This is a genomic window from Kocuria sp. cx-455, from assembly GCF_057707085.1.
The window spans coordinates 730,413-756,882 of record NZ_JBYIPM010000001.1; the positions used below are offsets into that span (position 1 = coordinate 730,413).

The 26,470-nt window shown below is 61.5% G+C and carries 26 protein-coding genes; 4 read left to right on the forward strand and 22 right to left on the reverse strand.

Going from position 1 to position 26,470, the window contains the following annotated elements; translation table 11 throughout:
- Positions 1–41: 41 nt before the first annotated feature.
- From AC3ENJ_RS03345 to AC3ENJ_RS03360, 4 genes are all read right to left on the reverse strand, one after another.
- On the reverse strand, positions 42–308 hold the full coding sequence (locus AC3ENJ_RS03345) for a toxin-antitoxin system YwqK family antitoxin (protein WP_431813064.1): 267 nt from the start codon (positions 306–308) through the stop codon (positions 42–44).
- Positions 305–694, reverse strand: a complete 390-nt coding sequence (locus tag AC3ENJ_RS03350; protein ID WP_431813065.1) for a VOC family protein — start codon at positions 692–694, stop codon at positions 305–307. The genes AC3ENJ_RS03345 and AC3ENJ_RS03350 overlap by 4 nt, the downstream gene beginning before the upstream one ends.
- 6 nt (positions 695–700) lie before the next feature.
- Positions 701–982: an ArsR/SmtB family transcription factor gene (locus AC3ENJ_RS03355; RefSeq protein ID WP_431813066.1), complete on the reverse strand. Its 282-nt coding sequence runs from the start codon at positions 980–982 to the stop codon at positions 701–703.
- Positions 983–1,890: 908 nt separating this feature from the next.
- On the reverse strand, positions 1,891–2,106 hold the full coding sequence (locus tag AC3ENJ_RS03360; protein ID WP_431813067.1) for a tyrosine-type recombinase/integrase: 216 nt from the start codon (positions 2,104–2,106) through the stop codon (positions 1,891–1,893).
- A 64-nt stretch (positions 2,107–2,170) separates the two neighbouring features.
- Between AC3ENJ_RS03360 and AC3ENJ_RS03365 the strand changes: the two genes are divergently transcribed.
- Positions 2,171–2,632, forward strand: a complete 462-nt coding sequence (locus AC3ENJ_RS03365) for a hypothetical protein (protein ID WP_431813068.1) — start codon at positions 2,171–2,173, stop codon at positions 2,630–2,632.
- A gap of 46 nt (positions 2,633–2,678) precedes the next feature.
- Here AC3ENJ_RS03365 and AC3ENJ_RS03370 read toward each other — a convergent pair whose 3' ends face one another.
- The 15 genes from AC3ENJ_RS03370 to AC3ENJ_RS03440 form a co-directional block, all read right to left on the reverse strand.
- On the reverse strand, positions 2,679–3,203 hold the full coding sequence (locus AC3ENJ_RS03370; protein WP_431813069.1) for a hypothetical protein: 525 nt from the start codon (positions 3,201–3,203) through the stop codon (positions 2,679–2,681).
- Between the two features lie 20 nt (positions 3,204–3,223).
- On the reverse strand, positions 3,224–5,161 hold the full coding sequence (locus AC3ENJ_RS03375) for an ATP-binding protein (RefSeq protein ID WP_431813070.1): 1,938 nt from the start codon (positions 5,159–5,161) through the stop codon (positions 3,224–3,226).
- The gene (locus AC3ENJ_RS03380; protein ID WP_431813071.1) at positions 5,154–6,398 is read right to left on the reverse strand and encodes a hypothetical protein; all 1,245 of its coding nucleotides are present in this window, start codon (positions 6,396–6,398) and stop codon (positions 5,154–5,156) included. The genes AC3ENJ_RS03375 and AC3ENJ_RS03380 overlap by 8 nt, the downstream gene beginning before the upstream one ends.
- 100 nt (positions 6,399–6,498) lie before the next feature.
- Complete coding sequence (locus tag AC3ENJ_RS03385) at positions 6,499–7,041, reverse strand: nucleotidyl transferase AbiEii/AbiGii toxin family protein (protein ID WP_431813072.1); 543 nt, start codon at positions 7,039–7,041, stop codon at positions 6,499–6,501.
- A complete protein-coding gene (locus tag AC3ENJ_RS03390) occupies positions 6,983–9,064 on the reverse strand; it encodes a hypothetical protein (protein ID WP_431813073.1) in 2,082 nt (693 codons plus the stop codon). The genes AC3ENJ_RS03385 and AC3ENJ_RS03390 overlap by 59 nt, the downstream gene beginning before the upstream one ends.
- Positions 9,061–9,672 carry an ABC-three component system middle component 2 gene (locus AC3ENJ_RS03395; protein ID WP_431813074.1) on the reverse strand — a complete coding sequence of 204 codons (612 nt, stop codon included), beginning with the start codon at positions 9,670–9,672 and terminating at the stop codon, positions 9,061–9,063. Before AC3ENJ_RS03395 ends, AC3ENJ_RS03390 begins: the two co-directional genes overlap by 4 nt.
- The gene (locus AC3ENJ_RS03400; protein ID WP_498957818.1) at positions 9,665–10,711 is read right to left on the reverse strand and encodes a hypothetical protein; all 1,047 of its coding nucleotides are present in this window, start codon (positions 10,709–10,711) and stop codon (positions 9,665–9,667) included. Before AC3ENJ_RS03400 ends, AC3ENJ_RS03395 begins: the two co-directional genes overlap by 8 nt.
- Positions 10,704–11,621 (reverse strand): nucleotidyl transferase AbiEii/AbiGii toxin family protein, encoded by a 918-nt coding sequence (locus AC3ENJ_RS03405; RefSeq protein ID WP_431813076.1) that lies wholly within the window; start codon positions 11,619–11,621, stop codon positions 10,704–10,706. The genes AC3ENJ_RS03400 and AC3ENJ_RS03405 overlap by 8 nt, the downstream gene beginning before the upstream one ends.
- Positions 11,622–11,659: 38 nt before the next feature.
- On the reverse strand, positions 11,660–12,238 hold the full coding sequence (locus tag AC3ENJ_RS03410; protein WP_431813077.1) for a type IV toxin-antitoxin system AbiEi family antitoxin domain-containing protein: 579 nt from the start codon (positions 12,236–12,238) through the stop codon (positions 11,660–11,662).
- Between the two features lie 116 nt (positions 12,239–12,354).
- Complete coding sequence (locus AC3ENJ_RS03415) at positions 12,355–13,536, reverse strand: tyrosine-type recombinase/integrase (RefSeq protein WP_431813078.1); 1,182 nt, start codon at positions 13,534–13,536, stop codon at positions 12,355–12,357.
- A gap of 56 nt (positions 13,537–13,592) precedes the next feature.
- Positions 13,593–13,988, reverse strand: a complete 396-nt coding sequence (locus AC3ENJ_RS03420; RefSeq protein WP_431813079.1) for a hypothetical protein — start codon at positions 13,986–13,988, stop codon at positions 13,593–13,595.
- A 197-nt stretch (positions 13,989–14,185) separates the two neighbouring features.
- The gene (locus AC3ENJ_RS03425; protein ID WP_431813080.1) at positions 14,186–15,133 is read right to left on the reverse strand and encodes an abortive infection family protein; all 948 of its coding nucleotides are present in this window, start codon (positions 15,131–15,133) and stop codon (positions 14,186–14,188) included.
- Positions 15,134–15,158: 25 nt separating this feature from the next.
- On the reverse strand, positions 15,159–18,674 hold the full coding sequence (mobF, locus tag AC3ENJ_RS03430; RefSeq protein WP_431813081.1) for a MobF family relaxase: 3,516 nt from the start codon (positions 18,672–18,674) through the stop codon (positions 15,159–15,161).
- Positions 18,675–18,768: 94 nt separating this feature from the next.
- The gene (locus tag AC3ENJ_RS03435) at positions 18,769–18,969 is read right to left on the reverse strand and encodes a hypothetical protein (RefSeq protein ID WP_069408167.1); all 201 of its coding nucleotides are present in this window, start codon (positions 18,967–18,969) and stop codon (positions 18,769–18,771) included.
- A gap of 347 nt (positions 18,970–19,316) precedes the next feature.
- Positions 19,317–19,886 (reverse strand): TetR/AcrR family transcriptional regulator C-terminal domain-containing protein, encoded by a 570-nt coding sequence (locus AC3ENJ_RS03440; protein WP_431813082.1) that lies wholly within the window; start codon positions 19,884–19,886, stop codon positions 19,317–19,319.
- A gap of 38 nt (positions 19,887–19,924) precedes the next feature.
- On the opposite strand from AC3ENJ_RS03440, the gene tet(33) reads away from it, so the two are divergent.
- A complete protein-coding gene (gene tet(33) / locus AC3ENJ_RS03445) occupies positions 19,925–21,148 on the forward strand; it encodes a tetracycline efflux MFS transporter Tet(33) (protein ID WP_121867990.1) in 1,224 nt (407 codons plus the stop codon).
- Positions 21,149–22,033: 885 nt separating this feature from the next.
- Here tet(33) and AC3ENJ_RS03450 read toward each other — a convergent pair.
- Entirely contained in the window at positions 22,034–22,711 is a 678-nt protein-coding gene (locus tag AC3ENJ_RS03450) for a response regulator (RefSeq protein ID WP_431813083.1), read from the reverse strand.
- Positions 22,708–24,129, reverse strand: coding sequence for a sensor histidine kinase (locus tag AC3ENJ_RS03455; RefSeq protein ID WP_431813084.1), 1,422 nt, complete (start codon positions 24,127–24,129; stop codon positions 22,708–22,710). Before AC3ENJ_RS03455 ends, AC3ENJ_RS03450 begins: the two co-directional genes overlap by 4 nt.
- 108 nt (positions 24,130–24,237) lie before the next feature.
- Here AC3ENJ_RS03455 and AC3ENJ_RS03460 point away from each other — a divergent pair, with 108 nt between their 5' ends.
- The gene (locus tag AC3ENJ_RS03460) at positions 24,238–24,846 is read left to right on the forward strand and encodes a DedA family protein (protein WP_108871141.1); all 609 of its coding nucleotides are present in this window, start codon (positions 24,238–24,240) and stop codon (positions 24,844–24,846) included.
- Entirely contained in the window at positions 24,843–25,424 is a 582-nt protein-coding gene (locus AC3ENJ_RS03465; protein WP_174202230.1) for a CDP-alcohol phosphatidyltransferase family protein, read from the forward strand. The genes AC3ENJ_RS03460 and AC3ENJ_RS03465 overlap by 4 nt, the downstream gene beginning before the upstream one ends.
- 15 nt (positions 25,425–25,439) lie before the next feature.
- On the opposite strand, the gene AC3ENJ_RS03470 is transcribed toward AC3ENJ_RS03465, so the two are convergent.
- Positions 25,440–26,396 (reverse strand): AraC family transcriptional regulator, encoded by a 957-nt coding sequence (locus tag AC3ENJ_RS03470; RefSeq protein WP_108871142.1) that lies wholly within the window; start codon positions 26,394–26,396, stop codon positions 25,440–25,442.
- Positions 26,397–26,470: the final 74 nt, after the last annotated feature.

Here is a 26,470-nt window from a genome sequence, read left to right on the forward strand (position 1 = left end):
TGATCGACGCCGCGCTGCCCGGTCCCGGCGAGCGTTGATCGTCACGAACCGGACGCCGGGGGCCCCGCCCTGCGCAGCTTCTTGCCCCGCTCCCACTGCGTCGCATCCAGCGGCGACCCGTCGGCGACCCATCGTTCCCACAGGCCGTGCTTCTGGTCATCGAGGATGCCACCGCGTGGCTGCAGGCCACCTGTGGCCCGAAACCAGACCCAGCTCCCGTGCAGGGCTCCGTGCGGGTCCTTTTCCGACCACAGTCCGGTCTTGCGACCTTCGCCGTCGTACCCGTTGGGGGCCGAATCGGCGCTCATGCCGGGCTCGTGAGCTGGATCAGATTGCCGCAAGTGTCATCCAGCACTGCTGTGACCATCGGGCCCATCGCGGTTGGAGCTTGGGTAAAGGTCACGCCCCGCGCCACGAGATCCTCGTGGACGGCGGCCACGTCGTCGACGGCGAAGGACGTGAGCGGGATGCCGTCCTCGACCAGTGCCCGTTTGAACGCCTTCGCGGCAGGGTGGGCGTCGGGCTCCAGCAGCAGCTCGACGCCGTCCGGCTCGTTCGCGCCGACGACGGTCAGCCACCGGTACTCCCCCAACGGAACGTCGGTCTTGGGCACGAAGCCGAGCATGTCGGTATAGAACTTGAGTGCCTTGGCCTGGTCATCGACCAGCACGCTTGTCACATTGATCCTGGGCATGTGTTCCTACTCCTTGAGTTCGTGTAGTGGCCAGCGGTCGACGATCGAACGAAGTGGTTCGGTGTTCAGGTGGTGGATCTTCGTCCGCCCCTCACGGTGCGAACGGACCAGGTTGGCCTCTTCCAAGACAGCTAGGTGCTGGGAGATGGCCTGGCGTGTCGACGTGTTGCCGTGCCGCATGGTCAGGCGCGAGCAGATTTCGAACAGCGACTGACCATCACGCAGCACAAGCTCATCCAGTATCGTCCGCCGGGTCGGGTCCGCCAACGCTTTAAAAACATCTCCCACGCCACAAGCATAGGCAAGTAGCAACTTGCATGTCCACGGTCAGCCCTGCGGTTGTCGATCGCACCTAGACATCCTGCGATATTGCACCCGTACAACGGAACGGCATGGACCTTGCAGTTCACAAACCCTGACCGGCACGGCGCGGCCGATGTCTGTGGAAACGGCATTCAACCGCAACCTCGATCGGAACACAGGAGAAGGCTCACGAGTGACAATCCTGAGCCACTGGTCAAATCTCCGGGATCCTTACGAGGTCGAAATCTCATTGAAGGGGCAAGAGTTCGCGTTGTGGCGGTGGCGATCGGCCGTGAGCACGGCCGTGTCTCTAACTGTGCTGGTGTTCGTCATCTCCACCGGCGGCAAGCGGCAAGAAGCTAGGCTTCGATGGAAACCATCCAGGCTACTTTCACCCCAACAACAGGAATCTCGCGTCGGCGGCCAAGCGGGTCACATAGAACGACCCTGGATATGACGAAGCCCTGGTGAGAAACCTAGTCTCACCAGGGCTATCTGGTCGGGCTGACAGGATTTGAACCTGCGACCCCTTGACCCCCAGGTACCCCGTACGGTCGATTTCGCCAGTTTTCTGGGATTTCTGGCGGTTTCTGGGCCTCATGCAAGGCCTGCAATGCATGCAACCCATGTTTCTGGTCCCGGTTTGGTCCCGGCTCTCGGTGGCGTTGCTATCCTCGTGCTCGGCTCTATCAACACGGTACTGCGATCGTTGTTGAGCGTCAGGTACGCCTCTACCTCGACCCCCGAGGCGCCCCGGTTTCATGCTCGTGGAACTCACGCGCGTTCAGGCGCGGTGAAGGGTTTTCGTCGGGTTCGTGATGGGCAGATCAAATCGCCACAGCATCACCGGCCCGCATCTGGTGGGCCTGCTGGATTGATGTCAGAGTCGTGTCCTACCCAGCCGTGCCGAAGGCTTCCTCGAGGTGCCGGGCGGTCGAGGTGTCCACGATTTCGTCGCGCGGCACGTAGTAGATCCGCGTGATGCGTGAGTCGGTATGCCCGAGGAGCGCAGCAGCGAGATCGATACCGGCGGCGTCGTTGATCGCGGTCGCGACCGCACGGCGGAACCGGTGCGGGGTGACGGCCTCAATGCCGCCCTTGCTTGTCACGTCGCGAGCAAACTGTGGCGGGAGAAAACCGCAGTCGGATGGCGTTGGTTCCGGTTAAGGTGGCATGGTGTCAGAGCCGTTTATGGGAGTTGAAGCCGAGGGACTTTCGGCCTTGGGCCGAGTTGTTGTCGCCGCAGGTCGAATTGAAATGGATCTCGCACTGGTTGCCAACGAACTCGGGATTGCCAATCCGACTGGCGCAGCGAGTGACATCATGAAGCGGGTCAAGAAGGCGGTGCGTGCTGCTTCCAAACCGCTCGCACAATATGAGCCCCAGGTGCTCAGTTGGATCTCTCAGTTGCCGTCGCTGTTCGATGTGCGGCATCGAGCCATCCACGGCGTCCACATGAAGTCCATGGACGTTGAAGGCAATGCGGAGCCTATGGTTTGGCTCATGCGCAAGAACGAGCATGAGGCTGTCGATATAGAGGAGTTGAATAGGACCGCCGAAAAGCTCGCGGATCTACATACCGAGGGGATGAAACTCTTCGGCAAGCTGCATATCGCAAACCTCAGTCGACGGTGACTCAGGGGAGATAGATCGCGGTAATTGGGCTTGGGCGCTGAGTTCGTCATACAGCGAATCTGTGCCGCGTTTCGATGGACTTTCCTGTCGCGAGCGAGGCGGTCAGGTAGACGCCGGTGATTGTCTCTCCGAGCGCTTCGCGCGACGCATGGGCAAGGCGGTGAGCGATTTCCTCGGGGACGTACCAACTGGCGTTGGTTCCTGCTTCCAGGCGGTACGGGAGTTCAGGGCCGATCAGCTGACCGACAGGCGTATAGGCCATTCCGCCGCCGTGATGATGGACTGAGATTCTATCGACAGTGACTGATGCTCTCCCATGGTTGACGACTTTGACACCAATCACTGGTGTTCCGTCAATGCCCTGGCGACGGAGCTGATCGAGGTTGAAGCCGGCTCGCTTCTTAGTCACTGGCCCGTCATACACGTCGGACCCGTCGACGAGGCCGTGCAGCAGTGTGGCCTTGGGGCGTCCTGCCGACAGTAGCCATTGTGCGATCTGCCAGCCGAGTGAGAGCCCGGCCACGAGCATCGAGGCTGCGGCTATGAGTAGGGCGGCACTATCAGCGTTCATTTATTGAGTCCATGCTTCGTTCAGAATGGCGACTCATCGTCGGTCGGGTTCGCCTGTGGGAGCGGGCTTGACCATGCGGTTGTGATCGACATGGTTCGGCTGTTGGGAGCAAACCGTGGCTCTACTTCCCCGACACTGACCATCACGGGGATCTGCGCCGCGACACCGGACAGAATGCAAGTCCCGGTTGGAAGAATCGGCATCGATTCGAAGGACACCCGATCCAGGTAGGAAACTGCTTTCTCAATCGCCCGGATATCGAGGTCATTCACGAGACGATGCAGAAAATAGTTGTGGAGCTGCGAGATGATGGTTGGTGAGATGTCGTGCGGACGCTGGCTTGCGATAGTCAGGAAGACGCCGAATTTCCTGCCCTCTTTGATGATCTCCTCGAACGTTTCGAGTCGGTAGTCTCTCCAGGCTTCATTTTCGCGGGAGGAGTCGAGGGAGAGGATGTTATGTGCCTCGTCAATGATGAGGTTGAGGTGCCGATCATTGGCATGGTCGGTTGTCTTCTTAGTTTCGTAGAGATGGCGACAGAGAATCATCGGGATCACTTTGCGCATGTCTAGGTTGACATCTCGAAGCGACACGACGGTCAGTGGTTTCGAGGTCACTGTGTCATCGGAAACGGTAATGAGTCGCTTGATACCGTGGATCTGACTGTGGAGGCGTTTCATGAGCGGGCCGATGTGTTCACGGTTCACAAATCCGCCGATAACATCCTTATAGAACTGCAGAACGAGCTTGAACCTCACGAGGTCAACGTCGGTCACCGCCGAAAAATCTTGAGTAACGGCCTTGATCTTGTTGGCTATGAAATCTTCCCAGTCCTGGTCGGAAGACCATTTTGGGGTTGGGCCTCCCCAGAAAAAGTTGTGGTTTCGGGTGAAGTAGTTCAGGTTGGTCTTGAAGTCCTGAACCATCGCTTTGAAAGAGTCCGAGGCCGTGTCCCCCAGGCATTCCTCAACCTCTTCGAGGAAGTTGTGCGGTAGGAGTCGATCCATTGACGGGTCGGTACTCTTGGTAGCTCTTGCGACGGTGTCCCCAATCACAGCGAGCAATGCGGATGAATCAGGAAGCAGGCGATCCCAGAAGTCTCCTCTTAGGACACGCGACACGAAGGGTGCTTGAGTCTTCTCTGTGGCGCCGAGCAGGATCGACCAAAACACGGGATCGTTTACGGCAGACGAGGGAAGCGGCAACCGATCCCCAGACTTCGTTCGAGTTGACAGGCGGTATTCAGCCTTGAGCTCGTCCTCGATGATCACCGACGTGCCGTGGTCATCGTCACCATCAGCGTCACGGTTGACGTATTCGCCATTGAAGTCGATGAGCACGAACTCGGATCTCTGAAGGAAGCCAGGCTGACCGCCATGCTGCTTGAAGAGTTCGTGGTATAGCTTCGCGAGGGAATATGACTTGCCGCTGCCTGTGTTCCCGAACACTCCAATGTGGCTTGCGAATATCTTGTCAACACCAATGCTGACTGGCTGAGTAGGTTCCATTGCGAGGACGCCCAGCGGGATCGTTGGGGTCTCCGCATCAGCGAAAGTGTGAATGGCCCGGAACTCATCCTCACTGAGGATGAAGCATTCGTTATCGAGGAGAGGCATCTCTCGGACGCCTCTCTGGAAGCGGCCTTTTTCGAAGTACCCAACCAGGCTCACTTCGAGTTCTCGCACAAGGCTGTCGACGTTTCGCTTGTAGTCAGGTGAGGCAACTCGCTCTTCTCGTATACGTTCACCGTTGACCGAGGCTACAAGCTCTCCAAACCCCTTGGTGATCTTGATGTAGCTTCCGACGGCGATGTTACGTACGATCTCACCCTGGTAGAGAAGATGGGCGCTGTTCTTAAGTTTGTCGACGGCGACACGTATTTGCCGTCCCTCGACTGCAACGACTCGTCCAACGCTGAAAACGGCATCTCGTTTGAGAGTCGCATTCTCATCAAACATTGGTCGAATCCCCGACAGCGGAGTCCAACTTGAGTTCGATGATGTGCTCTGGAGATGGTGCCTTCTCGACCAGCACTTGCTCTAGGAAGTCCTCCACAACGGTGCCGAGTGAGAGTTTCCGCTCGTCTTCATCCTTCTCTGGCTCTGCAGGACGCACGAAAAGGATGTTGCCGTTCTTGACCCGTTCCATTGGGAAAAGCTGCTTGATTTCTTCGTAGGAGTCCCGGTCGTAGCAGAAGACAATCACTTGAAGAGTCGGGTTGGTTGCAGCTGCGCGCGTCACTAGGTCGAGAAGGTGCTCGTCGCGGAACGAGAATCCATGAACGAACAGGGCACTGTTTTCTTTCTCGAGCTCGTTCGCAAAGCGACGTAGGAGCTCGTAGTAGGTCTTATTCAGGACCGTGCTCGCGAACTTGGTTTTCTCGGGGTTGACGATCTGGAGACGTGAGTATGCCTTGACGAAGTTTTTGACTTCGTCATTACGTACTTTTCCTACTGCCCGCTTCTTCAGTCTAACTGCGTCGATTTGGGCAGGTCTAGTGATCCGGATCAAGGAAGGCTTTGCTGCCTCGTACGTCGTTTGCACTGCTTGTACCAGCTTGAGCTGATGGTCAAAGTAGATGTCGTCGCCCTCGCCTCGCCAGGCTGCTGAGCCATGGATCTTAAAGAGATTGACAGTGGGGATTTCTGACTGGTACTCGAAACGGCCCCCTTGTCGATATCGCAGGGTGCTGTATTCGCCGAGGTCGAGACGCGGTCGGATCTTGCCGGAGAATCCGTCATTGGTATCAATCTCGAGGAGTTCGAGTGCCACTTCTGATGCCATATCGATGTTGGTCGTAAAGAGGTTGACTTGCTTGCCGAGGAGCGTGCTCCGTCGCCGTAAGAGGATTCGGTTTAGAACAGCCATGAATCGTGCGTAGGTTTTGATCAGCGTCTGCGCGCCGGAGTCACTCCGGGCATTCAGAAGTCTGGCATTCGGCGCAAGCACCTTTTGGAAGAAGTAGCCTTGCACTGAGGCACGAGCAAGTCTAGTTTCTTCGTCAGCAGCTCGAAGTGCAGTCAGCGCTTTCTCGACATCACCGAGAGGTTCGAAGAATGGTGCGGAGGTGCCGGCGCCGATAAGAAAATTCAGGTGAGAATCTTGGATGATCGTTCGAAGCCGATCGATCGAGAGGCCGGTTGTTGCTTCTTTTTCGACCGGATCTCCTGGGCCGATGCGCAGCTGGCTCGACATGCACGCACCTTTCTGTTCTGCTGAGTACCTAGCCTACTTGCCTGCATGAAGCGATTCATGGTGGGAAGGAGGCTTCGAAGTGGTGAGGATTCGACGTCGGCTACTGCTCGCTGCCAGTTGGAGTCCACTCCTGGGCTACTGGATCCCAAACGCCGTCAGGGGCATGCTCGAGAGTTGGGTCTGCGAACGCAGCACAGGCGCGCAGCAGGTCACCGAATTGTTCCGGCGTGGTCTCTTCCATCCGCTGTCGACGCCTCCATACCGCCCACTTCTGTTGCGCTACCCCTGGCATCCGCGCGAGCAGTTCCCCGAGTGGGCGTAGCTCGATCTGTCGATACGAGGCGACGGTGGTGATCGCGGTGCGGAGGTCGTCGGCACGAATGCGGCGCGTGGCTGCGATCGAGGCGATGTCGACGAAGTCGCGCCAGCGCGGGTTCTGATCACCACGGTCGATCGCCGTCACGATCTTCTCCGCAAGCATCATGTGATCTGCGTATCCCCGCAGCCGCAAGGTACCGCCGAGTAGGAGCGGGAGTTCCGCCTCGGTCGGGGCGGGCCAGATCGGGTCGCCGAAGTTCCAGACACTAGACGTCCAAGACTGCGACGTCTTCTGTGCCAGGTGCGGTTCCTGTCTCGTTGTCAATGAGCCCGAATGGTTTCATCGCCGGATCACGCGTGTACCGGACGACGACCTGGTCTTCGACGGCGGTCGGAGGAGTATTGTCCACCACGATGATCTGCGCGCCTTGGCCTGCTTGTTCGAGCCAGTTCTGGATGTGATCGTACAAGCGCTCCACGAGATGGATGTCGGCGAACTCCGCGTCGTCAGCAATACCACCCAGGTTCTTCTGGGGGGTGTCGATCATCAAGAAGCCAGGATGAGCGTGGTTCGCTTCGTAAGCCGTCTCGAAGATCGCGAGCATCCACGCCAGAGTGACGAGAACTTGGCCTCCGCTACTGGCTTCCTTGAAGTGTTGCCCTCTGACGTGAGGAACAAGTTTGTCATCCAGGTAAGGCGGCGGCGCGCCCGCCTCATCGACCTTCGGATACCTGATCTCATGGAGAATCGCGGAGTACCGATCAGAGATGGAACGGACGATCGTGGTCCGGTCCGGCCGGTCCTTTGTTTCTCGTTGTTCCTTGCGGAGCGCCTCGAGACTTCTGCGCGCAATATCGTACGAAGTAAGTCGCGCTTGCAAGCCCGTATACAACTTAATGCCATTTGCGACTTTGTTTCGATGAACGAGATTGGCGCGCCTACGACCTTCCAACTCATTGCGTTCACCAAGGAAAGGGCTGACCGCCGTTCGAGTGGCTTTGTCCAGCTCGCCGTTGGCTAGCGACTCTGCTTGAGCAGCTTGGAATGAGCGTTCGCGGAGTTGAGGTAGCTCACGGTTGAGCCGCTGCCAGTATTCATCGAGTTCCTTGTAGCGGCGCTTTGCTGCGCGGAGCTCCTTCTTTGCTAGCTCTGCTTCGTCGTTCCGGCGGTTCTGGGAAGCTTCGTCTGACTCTGCACCGGAGTGAATGTCGTGGCGGCAGAGGCTGCAGGTGCCGTCTTCTCGGATCTCCTGTACAGGAAGGCTGTTGAAGCAAACTGGGCAGACAGTTACGGAGAGCTGGTCGAAGATGACCCCTGCTTCAACAAGGAGGGTCAGCTTTCGGACATCGTCGGCGTACTGCGCTCGGAGACTGGCGAACCTGTTGATAAGGGACTCACGGTCCCTCACGAGTGCGTTGGCAGCGGCCGCTGCCGCAGCGAGATTGGCCTGCCTCTGCCTGAGCTGCGAAGCGAAGTCCGATGCTGCTGCTTCCCTTGCGGTGAGTTGTTCAAGCTCCGTTGTGATCTCGGCAAGCTCCTTGTCGAGATCCTCAGCTTGGATGTGCAGTCCATCTATTGATTGGGGTTCCTGTTGCTCAACGAACTCTTGAAGAGACTCGACTGAACGGCGCTGGTGATCGAGTGCGCTCTGTGCGTCTCTGACCCTTCGGGCAAGATCTGCTTGGTCGTTGTCATGTACCCCGAATACTGCATCGACAACCTGACGAAGCTTGAGCTCCTTCATGTGATTTCCGACATGGAGGAGTTGTTGGCTTCCGACTCGCTCGTTGTAGTAGAGGCAGAGCCACATGAGGTCTCGGAAGCTCAACCGGTCCGTACCGGAATCGTCCTTGGTGGGAGCCTCCTTGAGGTTCACGTCTTGAAGCCCTACCGTGGCGAGTAGCCATTGGGAGATGCTGCCCGGGTCGCTGATGGGTTCTACAACATGGCCGACCCCTGTCACTTCTCGCAGAGCATCGATCGAGGATGAGTAGAGCAGAACGTTCTTTGCGCCCAGGCCACGCTCTAGAGTGAAGATTCCTTCGGGCGTCTGGATTTCAAGGAGCACACCTCGGACTTGTCGTTCCACTTCGGAGGGGTTGGGGTAACTTGATGCTCCCATCGCATAGTCGATGAAACGAAGGATCGCTGTCTTCCCGGTGTTGATTCGTCCAGCGATAAGACCAAGCGGCTTTAGTCCACCCTCCAGCTCGTCGAGGAAAGAGACGTCGTAGTGTTTGGTGATTCCAAGTAGCCTGAGTCGACGGACTCTAATTCCTCGTGCTGGCAGCGTGAGGTCTTCTACGGGCGACACCGGGTCGTTCTTCATGGAAATCTCATCTGTCATGGGGTTTCCTTTGCGTGCTGGTGGGAACTGTCGGTGCGGGTCGGGTCGCCGGAGGGAACACCGTAAAGGTCAAGGAGGAGCGACGGAGTGCGGAGCCATTTCCGCGCGCTTGTCGCGAGCTGGGGGTCTGACAACTTCTTGAGGTGCTGGTGAATAACGCGCACAGATTCGCGGTAGTGGTCGGCGTACAGCGCACTGAAAGCGTCGGATACTGCGGTGCCCTGCTCGGTCGCCCCGTACCCGGAGTTGCGTGGCGCGACAAGACCGTAGGCGACAAGGAGTGCTAGGTCATGTTGAAGACGTTGCCGACGGTTCGCAAAGCGCGAGCCGGTTGAAGCATATGAGAGCTGCTCTTCACTGAAGGACGCGCGATGCAGTCGCGCGCGATCCCGCGTGTTTGCTGATTCGATCATGGCGAATGGGTTCGCCGCGAAGAAGTCGTAGTAGCCGATGCGCTCGAGGTCGACCCCTTTCCCAGTCACCGGCGAGATCTCGACGAGAAGGATTACGAGCTGCGCAAGCCGGAACTTCGTGTGGTCTTCAGGAGCCGCGACAGAGGCGGAAACTTTCTCGACGTCCGCAGGCGGAGACATTTGGGAATCACTCACGAGACGCATCCTCCTCTGCACTGCTGATGGCCTGATGAACCCTTGAGCCTGTGGAGTCGCCTGACTCAGTATGCTCACGGGCGACTCTCCGCCAGTCGTGAACCCATCCGGCCCGACTATCATCGACGATTCGATGCATCAACCCGGACGTATGCATCGGGCGCAACGGCAAGACGTCCGGAGCTTTGGTGGCCCCGGCTTGCCTCATTACGGACGCGTAGAATGTTCGCGCAGATCCCTCATAGTCGTCTGCATTCGGTGCGGTCGCCGGGTCAGTCACCGTGAGTTCCCATGCGTTCTGCAGAGTTGCATCGACCTCATCCACCGCAGCGAGTTGAGTGGGGATGGCCCTCGCTGCTACATCCCGGATGAGAAGATCAGCGTTGAAGTAGGCGTAGCGCTGGGCGTCGAGTTCGGTGATTCCCGCGATCTCCATCTGTTTGACGAACAGCGCTTCCTTGTATTCTGGTGTCTCGGCTCGAGGCGCGAGCGGGGCATGCTCAACCGCCGCGTTCTGCGGCTTCTGCAGGAGAGCGACTTGCTTACCTGGACCATAGAACTCCTCCAGAACGTCGCTCGCGTCCGGTGACATGAGCTTGCGGCGCAAGCGAGGCACGTCCCAAAGATCGAATTGCACGTCTGGGAAGATTTTGGTCCATTCCTTGACTTTTTTGTCCCACCACTTCTTCTCCGGAGCGCTGAGCTCGCAGGCAACACAGAGGGTCCAAGCATCCACTCGATACTTGTTCGCCTTCGCGTGCTTCATGGCCGAGGCGAACGAATCACGAATTTGACGCTTCTGCGAATCTCCGATTTTCTCGTAGAAGTACTTGGCCTGCCAGATCATGATGGAGTCAGCAAGACTCCCTACCATCACGTCAATACCCCAGTCGCCGGGATCCGGTCGGATGTCGGTCGCGGTGGTGTACTCCACAGCGATAAGTGCGGAGAGCATTCTCTGAAATAACACTCGACCACCGTCATCACTTCCAGCGGCAATCGCGTGGATCCGGAAATCGATCATCGAGGGATCAGTCATCGTTGCCTCGTTCCGCTTCTGCACGAGGTGACGTCCTGCCATTCCGCAGGGCGCCAGACCTCCAGGATTGGGAACGAGGATCCCAGTCCTGATGCACCGTGCCGCCTTCGAGCACCGGCTCTGTGAACACAAAGCAGGCTTGGAGCAGTTCGCCGAACCTCAACGGCGTCGATGCCTCCAGGCGCTGTTTTCTGCGCCAAACCTCCCACTTGCGTTGCGCCAGATCAGGCATCTGGGCGACCAGCGGCGCAAGCGGCTCGACGTCGATGCGCCGGTGCATGGCGACTACCTCTATGGCCTGTATGAGCTGGTCACCATTGATGTTGCGGGTGCGAGCGATGGCGGCGATGTCAGTGAAATCGCGCCAACGTGTGTTCTGTTCGCCGCGTTCGATCGCGGTGACGATCTTCTCCGCGAGCACCATGTGATCCGGGTAGCCGGAGAGATGAAGCTCGCCGCCGAGAAGGAGTGGGAGCACTGCCTCTGTTGGTGCTGGCCATATGGGATCACCGAAGTTCACGTCGACGTGGAGCGCGACCTTCGCCGACGCGAGTTGCGCGGTCACCTTCACACGCACGCCGTTATAGTCAGCTTCGTCTCGGATCACTTCACCGCTGACGGATACCGTATCGAATTCGAGCCCGTCTTCGAGCCGGACGGAGACAACCTCTCGCACCCGATCTTCGACTTCGTGGATGTCGTTCGGAAAGCCGTGAGCCGCAAGATCGATGTCGCGCGTGGGTCGACGTGCGGCGAAGGCGGCCATGAGCACCCCGCCCTTAAGCACGAAGTCTGCGGCGAACTCGGACGACGCGAGCCTCGCGAGGAACCCTTCGAGCGCGTAGAGAACGATGTACTCGGCGGGGTCGCGCTGATCGCGGCGGGCGAGGTTGCGGAGATCGTTGAACACCCGACCGGCAGGTGTGTCTCGCGATGGTGTAGGTGGAGTCATAGCAGCACCTCGAGTGCTTGGCGGACTCGAGGCTGCGCCTTGGGAAACGACGCCGCGATCTTCAACAGTGCCGACGGCGCGCTTCCTCGTTTGCGCAACCAGCGTTTGAGCGCTTCATGGGCGACATCGCTGCCTTCCTGGTGCATGAGGCGGAAGCAATCGATGATTGTCCGCTCAGCCGAGTAGATGGCGACCCTGAGGTCTCTCCCGGCGTCGACCAGTTCACGACCGATATGAAAGGTCGCTGGGTCGAAGCTGTGCCAGCTCACATGCGTCAGCCCCGCCGGGTGGCGGGTGCCGCGCGGCAACGCGATGTCCGATCCGAACGGAATGGCGTCACTGAGATCGTGATGTACGAGCGCGCTCGTCAAGCACAGCGTCGCGTCATCCCGGATGGTCGTCGCAGCAGCGAGCTGTAGGAGCGCCGGGTCGAGCTCGCCGTAGCGCACATAGACACCTCGTCCCACGCGCTCGATCTCGCCGCGCTCGAGCATCGAGTACACCTCGTCTTTGCGCATTCCCGCTTCGCGAGCATCCTCGAGGGTGAAGGCCGGCGCAAGATTATCTCGCAGCATGCGGCCTCCTAACCCTCAACACCTCAAGGGTATCTGTAAGCAGTTAGGAGAGCAATGGTCAAAGACCGCATACCCGAGAGCACGCTGCGGCAACGGTGAACGCTGCGCGCTGAGCCTCACCCTGCTCGCCCGAACGCCTGTTCCAGGTACCCAGCCGTCGCTGGGTTCACGGTCTCGTTGCGGCGGATGTAGTGCTCGCGCGTGATCGCGGGGTCGCTGTGCCCGAGCAGTTCGGATGCGAGTTGGAGGCCACCGATCTCGTTGATCGCAGTGGCTGCGGTGCGGCAGAACCGGTGTGGTGTGACGTCGGGGACGCCTGCTCGATCCATGACGTCGCGGAGCTGCCTTCGGACGTTGTTCGTCGTATGCGGGGTGCCGATGCGGGTCGAGAACAGCAGCGCGTCCGGGTGCGTGAACCGGATCCCCTCCAACCTCGCCCGGACCGCGCGGAGCGCGAAACTCGGGAGAGCGACCCGGCGCACCGAGCGAGCTGTCTTCGGGTGATCTTGCCGATGCGTGGACTCCCCCTTTCTGCTGATGATGGTGCCGCAGATCCTCACTGCAGGGATCGGCGCGTCGAGGTCGAGATCCCCGAGACGAATCGCGAGCACCTCACCGATACGGGCCGAAGTGCCGAGTAGCACTTCCACGATCTGACCTAGTTGTCCATCTGGGCGCGGACCGGCCGTGACCTCCCGCTGCTCCCACGTCCTGATTCCAGACCGGATGGCTGCGATCTCTTCCCAGGAATAGACGTCCGGCGTTCGAACTGGACGGCGCAGACGCGAGACATGATCCATCGGATTGCGTGACAGGATCTCGTGGCGGACTGCGAGAGCGAGCGCGAGGCGGAGGACGACACGCGCTTGCCGCGCACGGTTGTAGCTCTGCCTCGCGAGCTGCTTGAGGAAGTAGTCACAGCGCGCGACACCGATCTCACGGAGTGTGACTTCCTTGAAGAATGGGAGGACGAGAGTTCGCATGTTCCGCTCGTATAGGAGCCGGGTGGTTCGAGAGAGCCGGTCTTCAAGCTCCATGTCTTCCAACCAGTACGAGACAAGTGCGGGGAACGGGCTATCTGCGGTCATACCGGGGAACCCTGGCTGGAAGAGGTCTCGCTCAGCGAGCTTCTTCTTCAGAGCACGTTCGGCTGCAGCGCGGCTGTCGGCGGTGACTTGGACGTGGCGGCTCTTGCCATCCCAGTCGCGGTATCTCGTGCGAGCGACATACCGCTTCTGGACGGTGCGGGAGGTCGCGATAGTGCCAAAGGTGCCGATCGGGGTACGGGGTCTAGCCACGAGTCGCCACCCCCGTTTCCCAGGGCTGGTCGTGTGGTGAAGTAGTGCTGCTGAGGCTATCGAGTTGTGGAGATTGCATCCCTCAAGTCTGAAGAGTCTGCGCTCAATGACGAATTTCCCGCTTGCAGTGACGAGGTCTGCACTCGGTGCTCACAGATACGAGTACGAGCGAGCCGGATGAGGCTCCACGGCCCGATCCAGAGGAACTTCATCCCGTTCCACAACAGCAGGAGGAACAGCAGGTAGAGCGCCTGGTTCCAGCCGTACTGGATGAGGGTGATGCACATGGCGGCGGCGAAGAGGTAGATGCCGCCGAACAGCATCGCTGGGACGCCCCATTTGAGGCCGCGGCGGGTGCGGATCTTGTCGAGCAGGATGTTCGTGGGCATGCGGCGGCGCAGGAAGATGCGGGTGCGGACGCTGGCGTTCCACAGACGCTGCATGAGATTCATGAGGGCCTCACTTTTCACACGGGAGCACTTCGATGTGGCTGGTCCTGTGTGGTGAGTGCCCCGGCTTTTTGGGGCGGTCTGCTCCGCTCGACGTCGGGCTTCGCGCGTGGTTTGTCCTGCCATTTCGCAGTCTACGCTGCTCGGTTGGAGTGCGGAAGGGCGGTGGAGTACTGCTTGCGGATTGGAGTGGAGAAGCGTCAGAAGGAGCAGCGCAGCGCAGCCTTTTGCTCGTGGGAGGTTTCGTGCCAGGTGTCGGCGATGAACTGCGCGACTGCAACAGTCGAGTTGAACACGAGGCGTGCATGTCGTGGAGTCGCGGGGCTCTCGTTTACGGAGCCATGCCCGTCGCCAATGGAGTTGCGTGCCTCCGCGACGGACTGCACGAGAGTGGAGAGGGCGCGCATCGCTTTGCGGAGGGCGTCGCTGCCGCGCTTGCTACCGTCTACCGCGTCGGCATTGATCGCGAGTGCCGATGCGGTGCTTGCGAAAAGAGCCGGGAGCTCGTCTCGTTCGGAGAACTCGATATCCAGATCCGTGAGCACGATCTTGCACTGACTCTCAAGGAGGTTCTTGCAGGAGGAGATCGCCGCGGCGGGGTCTGAGCTGAGGTCGCGGTTGATCAGATCGAGGTGACGGCGCAGCACAGCGTTCTCGGTGAGGTCGGGCGTCTTGGCGAGCGTCAGCTCGGTTGGGGCGTGATACGCAGAAATCTGACGCCAGCCATAGATGATGCGATCTCCGAAACGGTCTGTCTCGATGAGCTCATACCCATCTCGGCGGAGGGGGTCATTGTAGGCAGCGACCATCGCGGCAGCGGCGTCTCGATCGTCGCGGACAATGGGATGGACTGTCTCGGCTAAGAAGTTGAGGAACGTCTCGTCGCTGCCGTGACGAAGCTGGAAACGGTCGTCGTTAAAGACCCAGTCATCCTCCCAGTCCCAGTTGTTCACCATGTGCTGGTAGATGTCGCCGCTGGCAGTGCGATACCTGTGGTCCCTGCTCGGCAGCTCCTCCAAATCGTAGAGCCGGGCGAGGAACTGCGGATGCTGCAGGCGCCCCGACCAGTCGTACTCGGAAAGCGATAGCCAATCGAACACGTTTGAGCGCGTCTGGCGAGAGATCCTCGCGCGGTTCGTTGGCGTCATGCACTAAGAATATCGGCCGCATACATCAGGGAATCGACCGCCCCTGACTCCGTCTGGACCGCACTTCCTCCGGGGAATGCTCGGTCTGCTGAAGGCTCACGAGCACACCCTGGGCGCGTTCGTAGTCGATGCGCTGAGCATCGTCGCCAGGCACCGCTCCGAGTGGGCTGCTCGAGGTGACGCCCCACCGGTCGCGGTACGCGATGACCGCCCGTGCCGCAGCCTCACGCTCTGTGGGAGCGGTCTCGTCGAGTTCCGCCAACCAGGGCTCTGGCTGCTTGAGGAGCTTCTCGACCAGGGCTTCGATGCGCTGCTCCATGAGCTGCTCCCGCTCCTCGAGGGCCTGCCTCATCGCAGGATCGGTGATCCCGCTCGCTCGCGGAACCAGGCCGGCGATCATCCCGGCGGCCCGCTGCGGAGCAGGCTGGTAGACCGCCGTGACACGCTGGAGCCGGTAACGCAGCAGCGACCCGAGATCCTGCACGCCGTCCAGTCCTCCAGCCTGAATGATGCGAGGGAGAAGACTGTCGATGTCGTGCCCGTCAGCTTCGAGCCTGCGCAGCTCCGTGGTGAGGATCCCGAAGGCGTCTGTCTCAACGAGCTCGTCGATCGTCTCCGCCATGAGGCCTCCGGCATGCAGGAGGGCGATCCAGCGTTCCTGCCCGGCGACTTGCGCGATGGTGTCGTACTCGGCCGCGAGTTGCTCGAGCGAGCCCCAGAAGTCCTGCTCGACCGTGATCGTGTCGTGCGCGGAGAGCTCTGCACCGGGATGCTGCAGGATCCCGTAGAGGATGCTCCGGGCGGTGTTCTGCAGATCCTCGCGGTGCTGATGCTCCTCGAGATGATGCTCGTCGGTGGCGACGTAGACACGGTTGGACTCGCGGCCGCGGGTCATCGCGACGTAGAGGGATTCGCGCGTCACTTCCGGTGAGTGGACGACCGTGTGCGCAGCGTCGACGGTGGACCCTTGTGCGCGGTGGGCGGTCACGGCGTAGCCCAGTTCGACGTGCTCGGCGACGTAGCCCGCGGGCAGCGTGATCGTGGTGCGCCGCTTCGATCCGGCCCGCCGCACGGTGAGGGATCCGTCGTCGTTCGCATGGGTGACATGCCAGCGGTCACCGTTTTTCACCCAGCTTCGCCCGAGCGAGAGGCGCCGATTGTTTTCCCGCGTGATGATGAGATCTCCGTGAGACGCTTCATTGCCGTCGTGAAGCCTGATGCCGTCCACGGCGACGTCTCCCTGGAGGATCCGGTCGGTGCGGGCGCGAGTGTTGAGCGCGGAGACGGTGTCGAGGGTTTCCGCGATCAGCACCGTGCTCTTTCCCTCCGCGAGGTCTGTGCGCCAGGCTTGGTAGGCGGTTTCGAGGATCTCGTCATATCCGCCCGGCGTGACGCGCTGGTGCGCGATGTAGGTATCGATGACGTCGGTGTCGCCGATCCGCAACTGCAGGGACGCCTGCTTCTCCCAGTCGTTTCGGAAGCGACGCACATCGACCAGTTCCGGGGCGTCGCCGCGATCACGCACGAGCATCCCGAACGCGCCGCCCGCGTCCACCGCCGCGAGTTGCGCCCAATCGCCCACGAGCAGCACTTTCGCGCCGACCTGCTGGGCGTGTCTAGTGATGGCATCGAGCGCGAACGTGCCACCGAGCGATGCCTCGTCGATGATGACGAGCTGCCCGCGCGTGAGGTTCCATCTCCCGAGGCGATGCTCATGCAGCCACTTCGCCGTGTTCTCCGTCCCGCTCTCGAGATCCCCGGCAAGGACGTCGGCGGCAGCGGCCGAGGGTGCGAGCCCGGTCACCGAGCCTGTCCCGTAGCGTCGTTCCCAGGATCGGCGCAGGGCACGCATCGTCGTGGTCTTCCCAGTCCCTGCGGGGCCGACGAGGACGTCGAGGACGCGGCCGGAGACGCCGATCTTCGCGATCGCCTGCTCCTGATCCACCGACAGGGTATGCCCGTCGCGGTTCCTCGTTCTGGCGGCGTCCTCAATCCATGCCAGCGGCACGGTCGGCGCCGATCGATCATTCGACGCGGCAAGGAGCCGGTCTTCTGCCGCGAGCACCTGCTCGGAGGAGAACACCGTTCCGCCTTTGGGTCGGAACACGCTCGACCCGTCCGCACGGCGAAACAGCGGAGGGCTCGTCGCAAGCTCGGGCGGGGTGAGACGCAGCGAGACCCGTTCGGCAGCATCGACGATCTGCTGGGTGATAGCGTCCCGGTCGTTCGCGGACGCGAAGCGAAGATCCATCGTCTGCCGCACCGTCTCCGCGTGAAGGTTCCACCGCTTCCACGTCGCCCGCCGGTCACCTACCTGCTGCACCACAACCTCAGCGACCTCTTCGAGATCTTCCAACGGGATATCGTCCGCCCGCAGCAACGGTTCCTGCTCGCTACCGGCGAGCAGTGCCGACGCCCAGGTTGGCGCGTCCTCACCCAGCAACGTGGTCGCGCGTTCTCGCCACTGGGAGGTGAGGTCACTGAGAGAGTGCTCCTGTTTCGGGGGCCGAGTCTCGAGCGTGGCCTGCTGCCGGAACTGCCACACCAGCTTCGGGGATGGCTGCCTCCCGTGCTTCGAAACGTACTCGTCGACCAGCCGGTCTTTGACCTGCTCGATATCGCGTGTGCGGGAAGAGAACTCATCCATCAGCTCTTGCGGCACGCCGACGATCTCCCACGCAGTGGAGCGTCCGGCTCCGCGGTCGCGGGGTTCCCACCCGACGCCGAGGATCTGGGTGAGATGGTCGGAGAGGACGGCATTGTAATGCTCCGATAGGCCCGTGACGGCGGCGTGGATGGCGCGGGAATCGAGCGTGCGCCACTTCCCGTCATCGACGGCTTGGACGCGGTTGGCGATCACGACGTGCGTGTGGAGTTGTGGGTCCGCGGCGCGGGAATCGTAGTGATCGTAGGCGGTCGCGATCACACCCCGCACGTCGACTTGCGCGACGGCGCCGCGCGGCCCTTTCGCGCCGACCCTGGTCATCGCGACGTCGCGCTCAAGCAGGGCGATCACGTCCCGGATCGCGGCGTGGTGGGCTTGAGCGACGAGTGCCTGAGTTCCGCCATCGGCAACTGCCCAGAGGGTCGACACGGACTTCGGGACCGAGAACGTGAGGTCGAACCCTGCGACGGGCGCATTCGTGGGCTTCTGTGCCTCCTCCGCCTCGATCAGCGCTTGCTGCGCGGCACGCTCACCTGCGGTAAGGGACTTCGGGAGCTGATCGAGGCGGCGCTGCGTCCGCTCGCCCGCGGTGGCAAACTTTCGGTACGGACGCCCCAGTTGCTCGCCGCTGTTCGGATCCTGCCCGTGCCCCATGAGGCGCCGTAACTGCTCCTCGCTCACCGAGGCACCGACGGCGATCTCTCCGGCGAGTCCTGGGAGGCCGGCCCCGAGCCAGATGCCGGGAGGCGTTCCTGCTTCAAGGTAGTACCTTGTCAGCGCTGACGACGCATCGCGATCCCCGTCGCCAGCGACAACCGCGTTCAGCAGGTACCGGTACCCGTCCCCAGCGGTCATGACCCTGATCGAAATCGTCACACTGGGCAGGTGCGCCGCAGATCTTGGGATCTACCCTCGGAAGGCGGAGAGCGCGATGTTTGCGTCAATGCAGGGAGATAGCGAAGAGCGCGCTTCAACGGAGATGCTCGAATGGGTCCACGACGGATTGGAGTCCGTGGTCGCGGCAGACGTAGATGATTCGCACGCCGTACCCGTCGGCGCCGCTCGGCTCGGGGTCGCATTCTGCGCGGCAGACGTTACAGAGCCGGTGCTCGTTGCTCCCCCAGACCGTGACCTCGATATCGTCGGGGATCTCCATTCCGTCGAACTCCATATGCGGAGGTTAGCTGTCGCGGATTGAGTCGTGTCAAGATGCGGCACCGATGCTAAACAGCCGTTACCTATGGTCATCGCGCCGGTCGCGCACTCGACGCTTAGTTCTTGAGGTACTCGAGGACGGCGATGACGCGCTTGTTCCCTGTGCGCTCGTTAAGGTCGAGCATGGTGAAGATGCTGCTGATGTGCCGTTCCGCGATCGCGACGCGACATGCACACGGTCCCTGATTTGCTCGTTTGTGAGCCCCGTAGCCATGAGCGAATCGTCAGTATCGCGGAGGAGGTGCTGCGGGAGCGGGAAAGGATTGACCTTACTGACGCAGAGACCCAAAGTGCGAGCATCCCTCATCGCTTTGATGCCAGCCCTTCAACCATTGCAACTAACCCGAACTCGAAGTCTAGGTCTTGATCGACAGGCTCACATCCGTTGTCGAGCGCTGTTTGTTCTTCTAGTACGAAACCGACCGTATAGCGGCTGATAGTCATGAGAGCTCGGACCGCAGAGCCCTCAGCGAATCCTTCGGACACGAGAAACTCGATCTGACTTTCGGGGGCATCCGAGCCCGCTGGCATCTGGTCACTCTTTTGACGGTGAAACTCTGCGTGCAGCCGTGCTCCATCCCGGACTGCCAGAAGCGCTGTCCGAAAGCTCCGCGCGTTGCGCAGGAGAAAGTCGTCCCAGCGCTCCCCTGACTCTGGGAGTGAGGCGTGGTGTTCGCGATCAAGCACATCAGCCGCGAGCGATCCGAGCAGGTGGGCCTTTGTCCGAAAGTGCCAGTAGAGCGCTGGCTGCTGCACCCGCAGATGCGCAGCCAGCGCCCGCGTGGTGAAACCGTCGATCCCCGTGTTATTGAGCACATGCCTCGCACCGCGCAAGACTGCTGCACGATCGAGTCGCGCTTGTTTCTGAGCCATGCTTGCACTTTATCATCGATAACTTTATCGTTGATAAGGTGTCATCTCTCACTTCCGCTCGTGGCTCGTTGGCCACGGTCCTCATCACGGCTAGCCTCGACGCCGCCGGCATGGGCCTGGTGATGCCGATTCTTCCCGCACTGCTACACGAGGCAGGGGTCACCGCTGATGCGGTTCCGCTGAACGTCGGAGTGCTGATCGCGCTCTACGCGGTAATGCAGTTCATCTTTGCCCCCGTACTGGGAACACTGTCGGACCGATTCGGCCGCCGCCGGGTGCTGCTTGTTTCCCTGGCCGGTGCGACCGTCGACTATCTCGTGCTCGCCACGACGTCCGCTCTGTCGGTGTTCTATATCGCCCGCGCAGTGGCTGGGATAACCGGAGCGACCAATGCGGTCACCGCCACCGTGATCGCCGACATCACGCCACCCCACCAGCGCGCCAAGCGTTTCGGTTTACTCAGTGCCTGCTATGGCGGCGGAATGATCGCGGGGCCAGCCATGGGTGGACTGTTCGGTGCCATCTCGCCACATCTGCCGTTTTTGCTCGCTGCTCTTCTCTCAGCGAGCAATCTGGCACTCACCTTTATCCTGTTACGCGAGACCCGTCCTGATTCCCCTGCGCGCTCTGCGTCGCTCGCTCAGCATCGTGGTCGCCCCGGCCTCAGCGCGGTGCCTGGGATTACCTTCCTATTAGTCGCATTCGGCCTTGTTCAATTCATTGGGCAGGCTCCAGGTGCGACCTGGGTGCTGTTTACTGAACACCGCCTCGACTGGAGTCCCGTCGAAGTTGGAATCTCCCTGTCCGTTTTCGGGATCGTACAGGTTCTCGTGCAGGCCCTCCTTACTGGCCGCATCGTGGAGTGGATCGGTGAGGCAAAAACAGTCATCATCGGGTGTATTACCGACGCCTTGGGTCTCGTAGGCCTGGCGATTGTCACTGACGCATTTTCCATGGCGCCTATCTTGGCGGCACTGGGGATCGGTGGCATCGGCCTCCCCGCTCTGCAAACCCTTCTCTCCCAGCGCGTCGATGAACAGCATCAAGGGCGCCTCCAGGGTGTGCTCGCCAGCATCAACAGCGTCACATCGATCTTCGGACCGGTCGCTTTCACAACGATCTTCGCGCTCACTTACATCAACGCCGACGGCTTCCTCTGGCTCTGCGCCGCAGCACTCTACGTGCCCTGCGTGATTCTCATCATGCGTGGTACAGCAGCGTCCCCGAAGTTCGGCTCTTGGGCGAGCGGCGACTCGATGTGAGTTGTGAGACGTGAGCAGGAGCAACACGGCGGCGACACTGCTTCGCCATGGCCGACTAGCGAGACGGCGCCACCGGGAAACTCGGCATCATCTACCAAGGACAGGTCAGCTGGGAGCCTGATAGACCCATCGAAATGTGCGTGCCGATCGCGGAGAAGGGCCGGGCGCATCGGATCGAGCCATAGCACCATGAGTCTTCACGGAAGTGCGTCGACGGAGACTTCGTTGTGAACCGGGCCAAGGGAGAGCTGGAGGCCCTCTCCGAGTGGCTTGCCGATGACATGAGCTGGACGCTCATCGAGAAATCCACACACAGCGGCCCCAGTGCAGCCCGAGAGGTGCGCCCGCCGTTCTCCCGAGCGGGTGGAGGTCATTTCTGTCGTCACCCACGGACGACGCGCTTCCTGCGACGGCTACCTCGAGGCTGGAGGAATGCGCGTCCGTTTCAGCCATGCGTTCCGCTTCGTCAGCACCCCCAAGACCTCGATGATCGCAGAACTGCGACGCTACTGCATCGAGACGCAGGTTGACTGAGGCCTGTGCGGACAGCAAGAACGACCCTTGAGCCCGTAATCTGGGAACCGCAGAAACTACCCGATCGAAACCAACTACTTTGCCGACCCTACAGGGTTGGCTCGCGGTCGTCGTCCTTGGCCGCGACCGTGCTCAAGAGGTGCTTGTAGCCATCCCTCGCGATCATCACGCGCATCGAAACCGTCACGACGCTACTGCCTTCGACGATCAGGGGGGTGGGGACTGATCGCGGACGCGCTGTCCACTTTGGTTAAAAGATTGCGCCGCTGTAGACGACCGCCATCTAGATGCCGACGATGACCATGCTCTCGAGTGCGCCACTACCCACCATTAGTGTGGTCAGGGTCGGCTTCAGGTGATGAGTCCGTGTCGGTAGGCGGTGATGGCGGCGTGGACACGGTTGTCGATGCCGAGGGTGTTGAAGAGCTGGGAGACGTATTGCTTGACGGTGCCTTCGGACAGATGCATGGCCCCGCCGATCTGGGCGTTGGAGAGTCCGCGAGCGATGTGGGTGAGGAGCTCGATCTGGCGCTCGGTGAGCAGGGCAGTGAGTTCGTCTCGCGCGGTTCGGGTGCGGTGGCCCGCTCGTTGCTCGGCGGCGAGCCAGCGGGCGACTCGAGGGGAGAACGCGCCTCCGCCGTGCGCGAGGGCCCTGACGCCGGCAATAAGTTGCTGAGGTTCGTCGGACTTGAGGAGGAAACCGAGGGCGCCGGCGTTGATCGCATCGGCGATGAGATGGTCGTCGGAAAAGGTGGTGAGCATGGCGATCGGAAGCTCGGGCAGTCGGTGCCGGATCTCACGGAGAGCTCCGATGCCGTCGAGTCGTGGCATCTGGATGTCCAGCAGTGCGACGTCAACGCGGTGTGTTGCCGCGGCGTCGACGGCCTCGTGGCCGTTGCTGGCGAGGGCGGTGATGTCAAGGTCAGTGGCGGAGGCGAGAATAGCGGCGACGCCGGTGCGGACGAGCTGGTCGTCATCCGCGATCAGGACACGGATCGGCGGGGTGTCGGTGCGATCCTCCGGGGTCATGGCGTGGGAACCGTTCCGATCCTACTGACCTGGTCGGAGGCGAAGCAGACGACGTGGACGTCGACTCGTTCGAAGAAGCTGATTTCCGCCTCGTAATAGTGACAGGTCTCGTCGGGGCGAGGCGGGAACTCATCGCGTGGAGGATCGAGCATCTCCAGGGCGGGGAGGGATCGCTCGACCGTCTCCTGGGTGTCTCCGACGGAGATGTCCGCAAACTGTGCCGTGGTCATCACAGATAGCGTGTTGGCGAGCACGAAGTAAGCGACCGCGATGAACACGAGTGCGCCGAGGATGGCTGTGGGAACGGCGATGGCAGCACGGGTGGCGCGGGATCGAAGGGTCGCGGCATCGTCCTCGGCGGCGACGATGTCGCCATCAGGTGCTGCGCTGTCCGCGGATGGGTGTGCGTGCGCGGGAAGGGTGAGGGTCAGTGCGAACTCGGTCGGCATCTGATGGACGGTGAGGGCGCCGCCCAGCATCGCGGCGCGATGCCGGAGGCCATGCAGTCCGAATCCACCATCGAGCGGATGGGCTGAGGACGCCTCCTCGTCACGCGGATTGCAAACGATCGCAGTGACAATATCGCCCTCGACCTCGATGCGCACGGTGACCGGTTGCCCAGGAGCGTGCTTGGACGCGTTGGTGAGTCCTTCCTGCACCACCCGCGCGACAGTGTTGAGCGCTTCATCGCTGAGTCGGTCGGACAGATCTGCGGCGATGTGCGTTTCCACGTGCATCTCGGCCTGACGAGCACCGGTCACTGCTTCGTCGATGCTCGGGGGGCTCCATCCGGCAGCCGGGTCTTCGGACTGGCGCAGCAGGCGAACGGCGAGGCCGAGCTGATCCGCCGCGTCCGCTGCGATCGTGCGGATACCGGAGACCTCTGCCCGGTCGGTATCCGGAAGCGTGGGTGTGAGGGAGAGCTGTCCGAGCCGGACGGCGATGAGCGTCAAGGAGTGGCCGAGGCCGTCGTGCATCTCCGCGGCAAGGCTCATCCGCTCTCGTTGCAGGACCTCACGGGTCTGGCTTGCCCGTCGTCTGGATTCGATCGCGGCAAGCTCCCAGCCTCGGCGGTGAAACTCTCGCCTCTGCGACACCGCGCGCCGCGTGGTCAGCGGTGCGGCGAGCACCAGGGCGGTCAGCAGACCATACACAAGGCCCTCGACGATCTCCTCGACTCGCAACTCGGGGAGCCTGACGACGGTAGCGGCGAGCACGGAACCAGCAAGGATCACGCGCACCCGCGCAGCCGGGGTTGCGAACATCAGCACGATCGCAGCAGTCGCAATAAGGCTCAGCACCAGCACGGGAGCATCGGGCAACCAACGCGTGGACGTGCCGCCGCTGATCGCGACGACGCATCCAACGATGGTCTGCCGACGGCGGAGCGTCGCGGGATCATTGGAGCTACCACTCATACTCCCAATCTATGCGCGCGACTCCGACCGGTGAACTCACGATCGTTAGGTCATGAATGGGCATTCGGCAATATCGGCACGTTGACCCGTGAATCTACCGTCGTATGCATGGTCGATCTTCTCCGCATGTTCCTTGCACAGGCAGGCGAGCACGTCACTCTCCTGCTCGCCTGCATGCTCCTGTTCGCGGCCCTTGACGCAGCCCTCGGTATCGGTGCTGTCCTCCCGGGGGAAACGGGCATCGTCCTGGCCGCGGTCACGCTCTCTGACCGTGCCGAGCTGCTCGCCGCCGGTGTGTTCGTTGCTGCGCTGGGCGCATTCCTCGGAGATCATGTGGGGTTCGCGGTCGGACGCGGTCTTGGAGCCCGCCTCGGCGACACCAGACTGATCAAGCGCCTGGGCCGGGACCGCTGGGAGAAGGCACGATATTACGTTGCCGGCCGGTTCTGGATTGTGATCCTCGCCCGTCTGCTTCCGGGTATCCGCACCCTTGTCGCTGCTGCAGCCGGCGCCTCAGCAGTGCCATACTCGCGGTTCGCAACCGCTTGTGGTGTCGCGGCGTTGCTTTGGGCGGGGCTTTGGGTCGTCGGTGGTGCGCTCATCGGAAACGCACTGCTCGACGTCGTTGAGCGCTACGCTCTGCCCGCACTCATCGTCGTGGCCGCTGCACTCGTCCTTTGGCTCTTCGCACGCCACAAGCGGGGGGTGCGCGCATGAACCGCATGTCCTCGGCACACCCGCGCCCCGACTGGGCGACTCTGCCCAATCTCATCACCTTGCTGCGGCTTGGGCTCGTGGTTCCGATTGTCATCCTCGTCCTCCACCATGCCCAGCCGGTCCTCACTGTCGTACTCCTGGCGGTCTTCGGCGCAAGCGACTGGATCGACGGCTATCTCGCTCGCGCCCTGAACCAGGTCAGTGCCACGGGAGCGGTACTCGATCCTGTCGCAGACCGCGTCGGCGTTGCGACGATCGCCCTCGCCCTCGCCGTAGCAGGTCATCTCTCCCTCGGAGTCGTTCTCACCATCGCAGCCGTCGACGCTGCACTTGCCGTCACCTACCTGGTGACTCGTCCTGCACGAGCGCCGAAGGTCTCCCGTGTCGGCAAGGTACGTACCGCGGTGCTTATGGCAGGCCTTGCGCTCATCGGAGTCAGCTTGGTCCCCGCGCTCCATCCAGTCGGAGCCGCAGGCAGAGTCCTTTGCGTCGTAGGAGCGTTCCTCCACGCTGTCGCAGGATTCGGCTACGTCCGCGCTCTCCTCCGTGACAACCGCGCAGATCCGCCCGATATGTGAGCCCAGGCCGTTCAGCTATCTTCTCCGGCGTCCACGCAGAGAGCCGGGGGTCTGGCCGTTGACCCGGGTGAAGGCGCGGTTGAATGCGGCCTCTGACTGATAGCCGAGTTCGGAGGCGAGGCGTGCTACGGTGATGTCTTCTTCGCGCAGCCGTGATGCGGCGATGCTCATGCGCCAGCGGGTGAGGTAGGCGATCGGTGCTTCGCCGGTCAGTGTGGTGAAGCGGCTGCTGAACGACGACCTGGACATCATGGCGGCCTTGGCGAGACGACCGAGGTTCCATTCGTCGCCGGGGTTGTGGTGGATCGCTTCGAGTGCGCGACCGATTCTGTCGTCTTCGAGTGCGCGCAACCAGCCTGCGGGGGCCGTCGCGTCGCTGATGAGCCAGGAGCGGATCGCCTGTACGACGAGAACGTCGGCAAGTCTGGTCGCGACGGCTTCGCCTCCGATCTGCGGGCAGGCGAGCTCGCCTGCCATGAGGCGCAGGGTGTCCTTGATCGAGGACGCGGCCGAGAGCGTATCGCCGCCGATGAACATCACGGGGGGAAGCGTGCGCATCAGTTCGCGTGCGGCAGGCTCGTCGAAGGAGACGACACCACAGATCAGCTGTGCTGCCCGGCCGCCGCCCCCGTGCTGGAGGATCGAGTAGCTCGTGCTCAGGTACTCCTGGGGAAGGAGGTCGACCCTCGGGCCGCGACACGCGTCGGCGTCACCCAGCAGGTCGTGGCCCAGGCCGTGCGGAACCAAGGCGAGGTCTCCGGCGCGCAACTCGATCGGGTCGGTTTCGGGCAAGCGCAGCCAGCAGGACCCGGCCGTAACGACGTGAAAACTCACCGAGTCAGCGATCGCGGGCATTTCCAAGGCCCAAGGCTCCGAGAGTTCGGCGTGGCAGTAGAAGGTGCTGCGCATTCGTAGCGTGTGGAGCACGCGCGCCACCCGATCCTGATATTCGAAACGCGAGATGCCCTCCATCCTGCAATCGTGTCACATCCCTGAACGGATATGTCCGTTGGATCAGACGAATAAGCAAGAACTTTGCCTATATG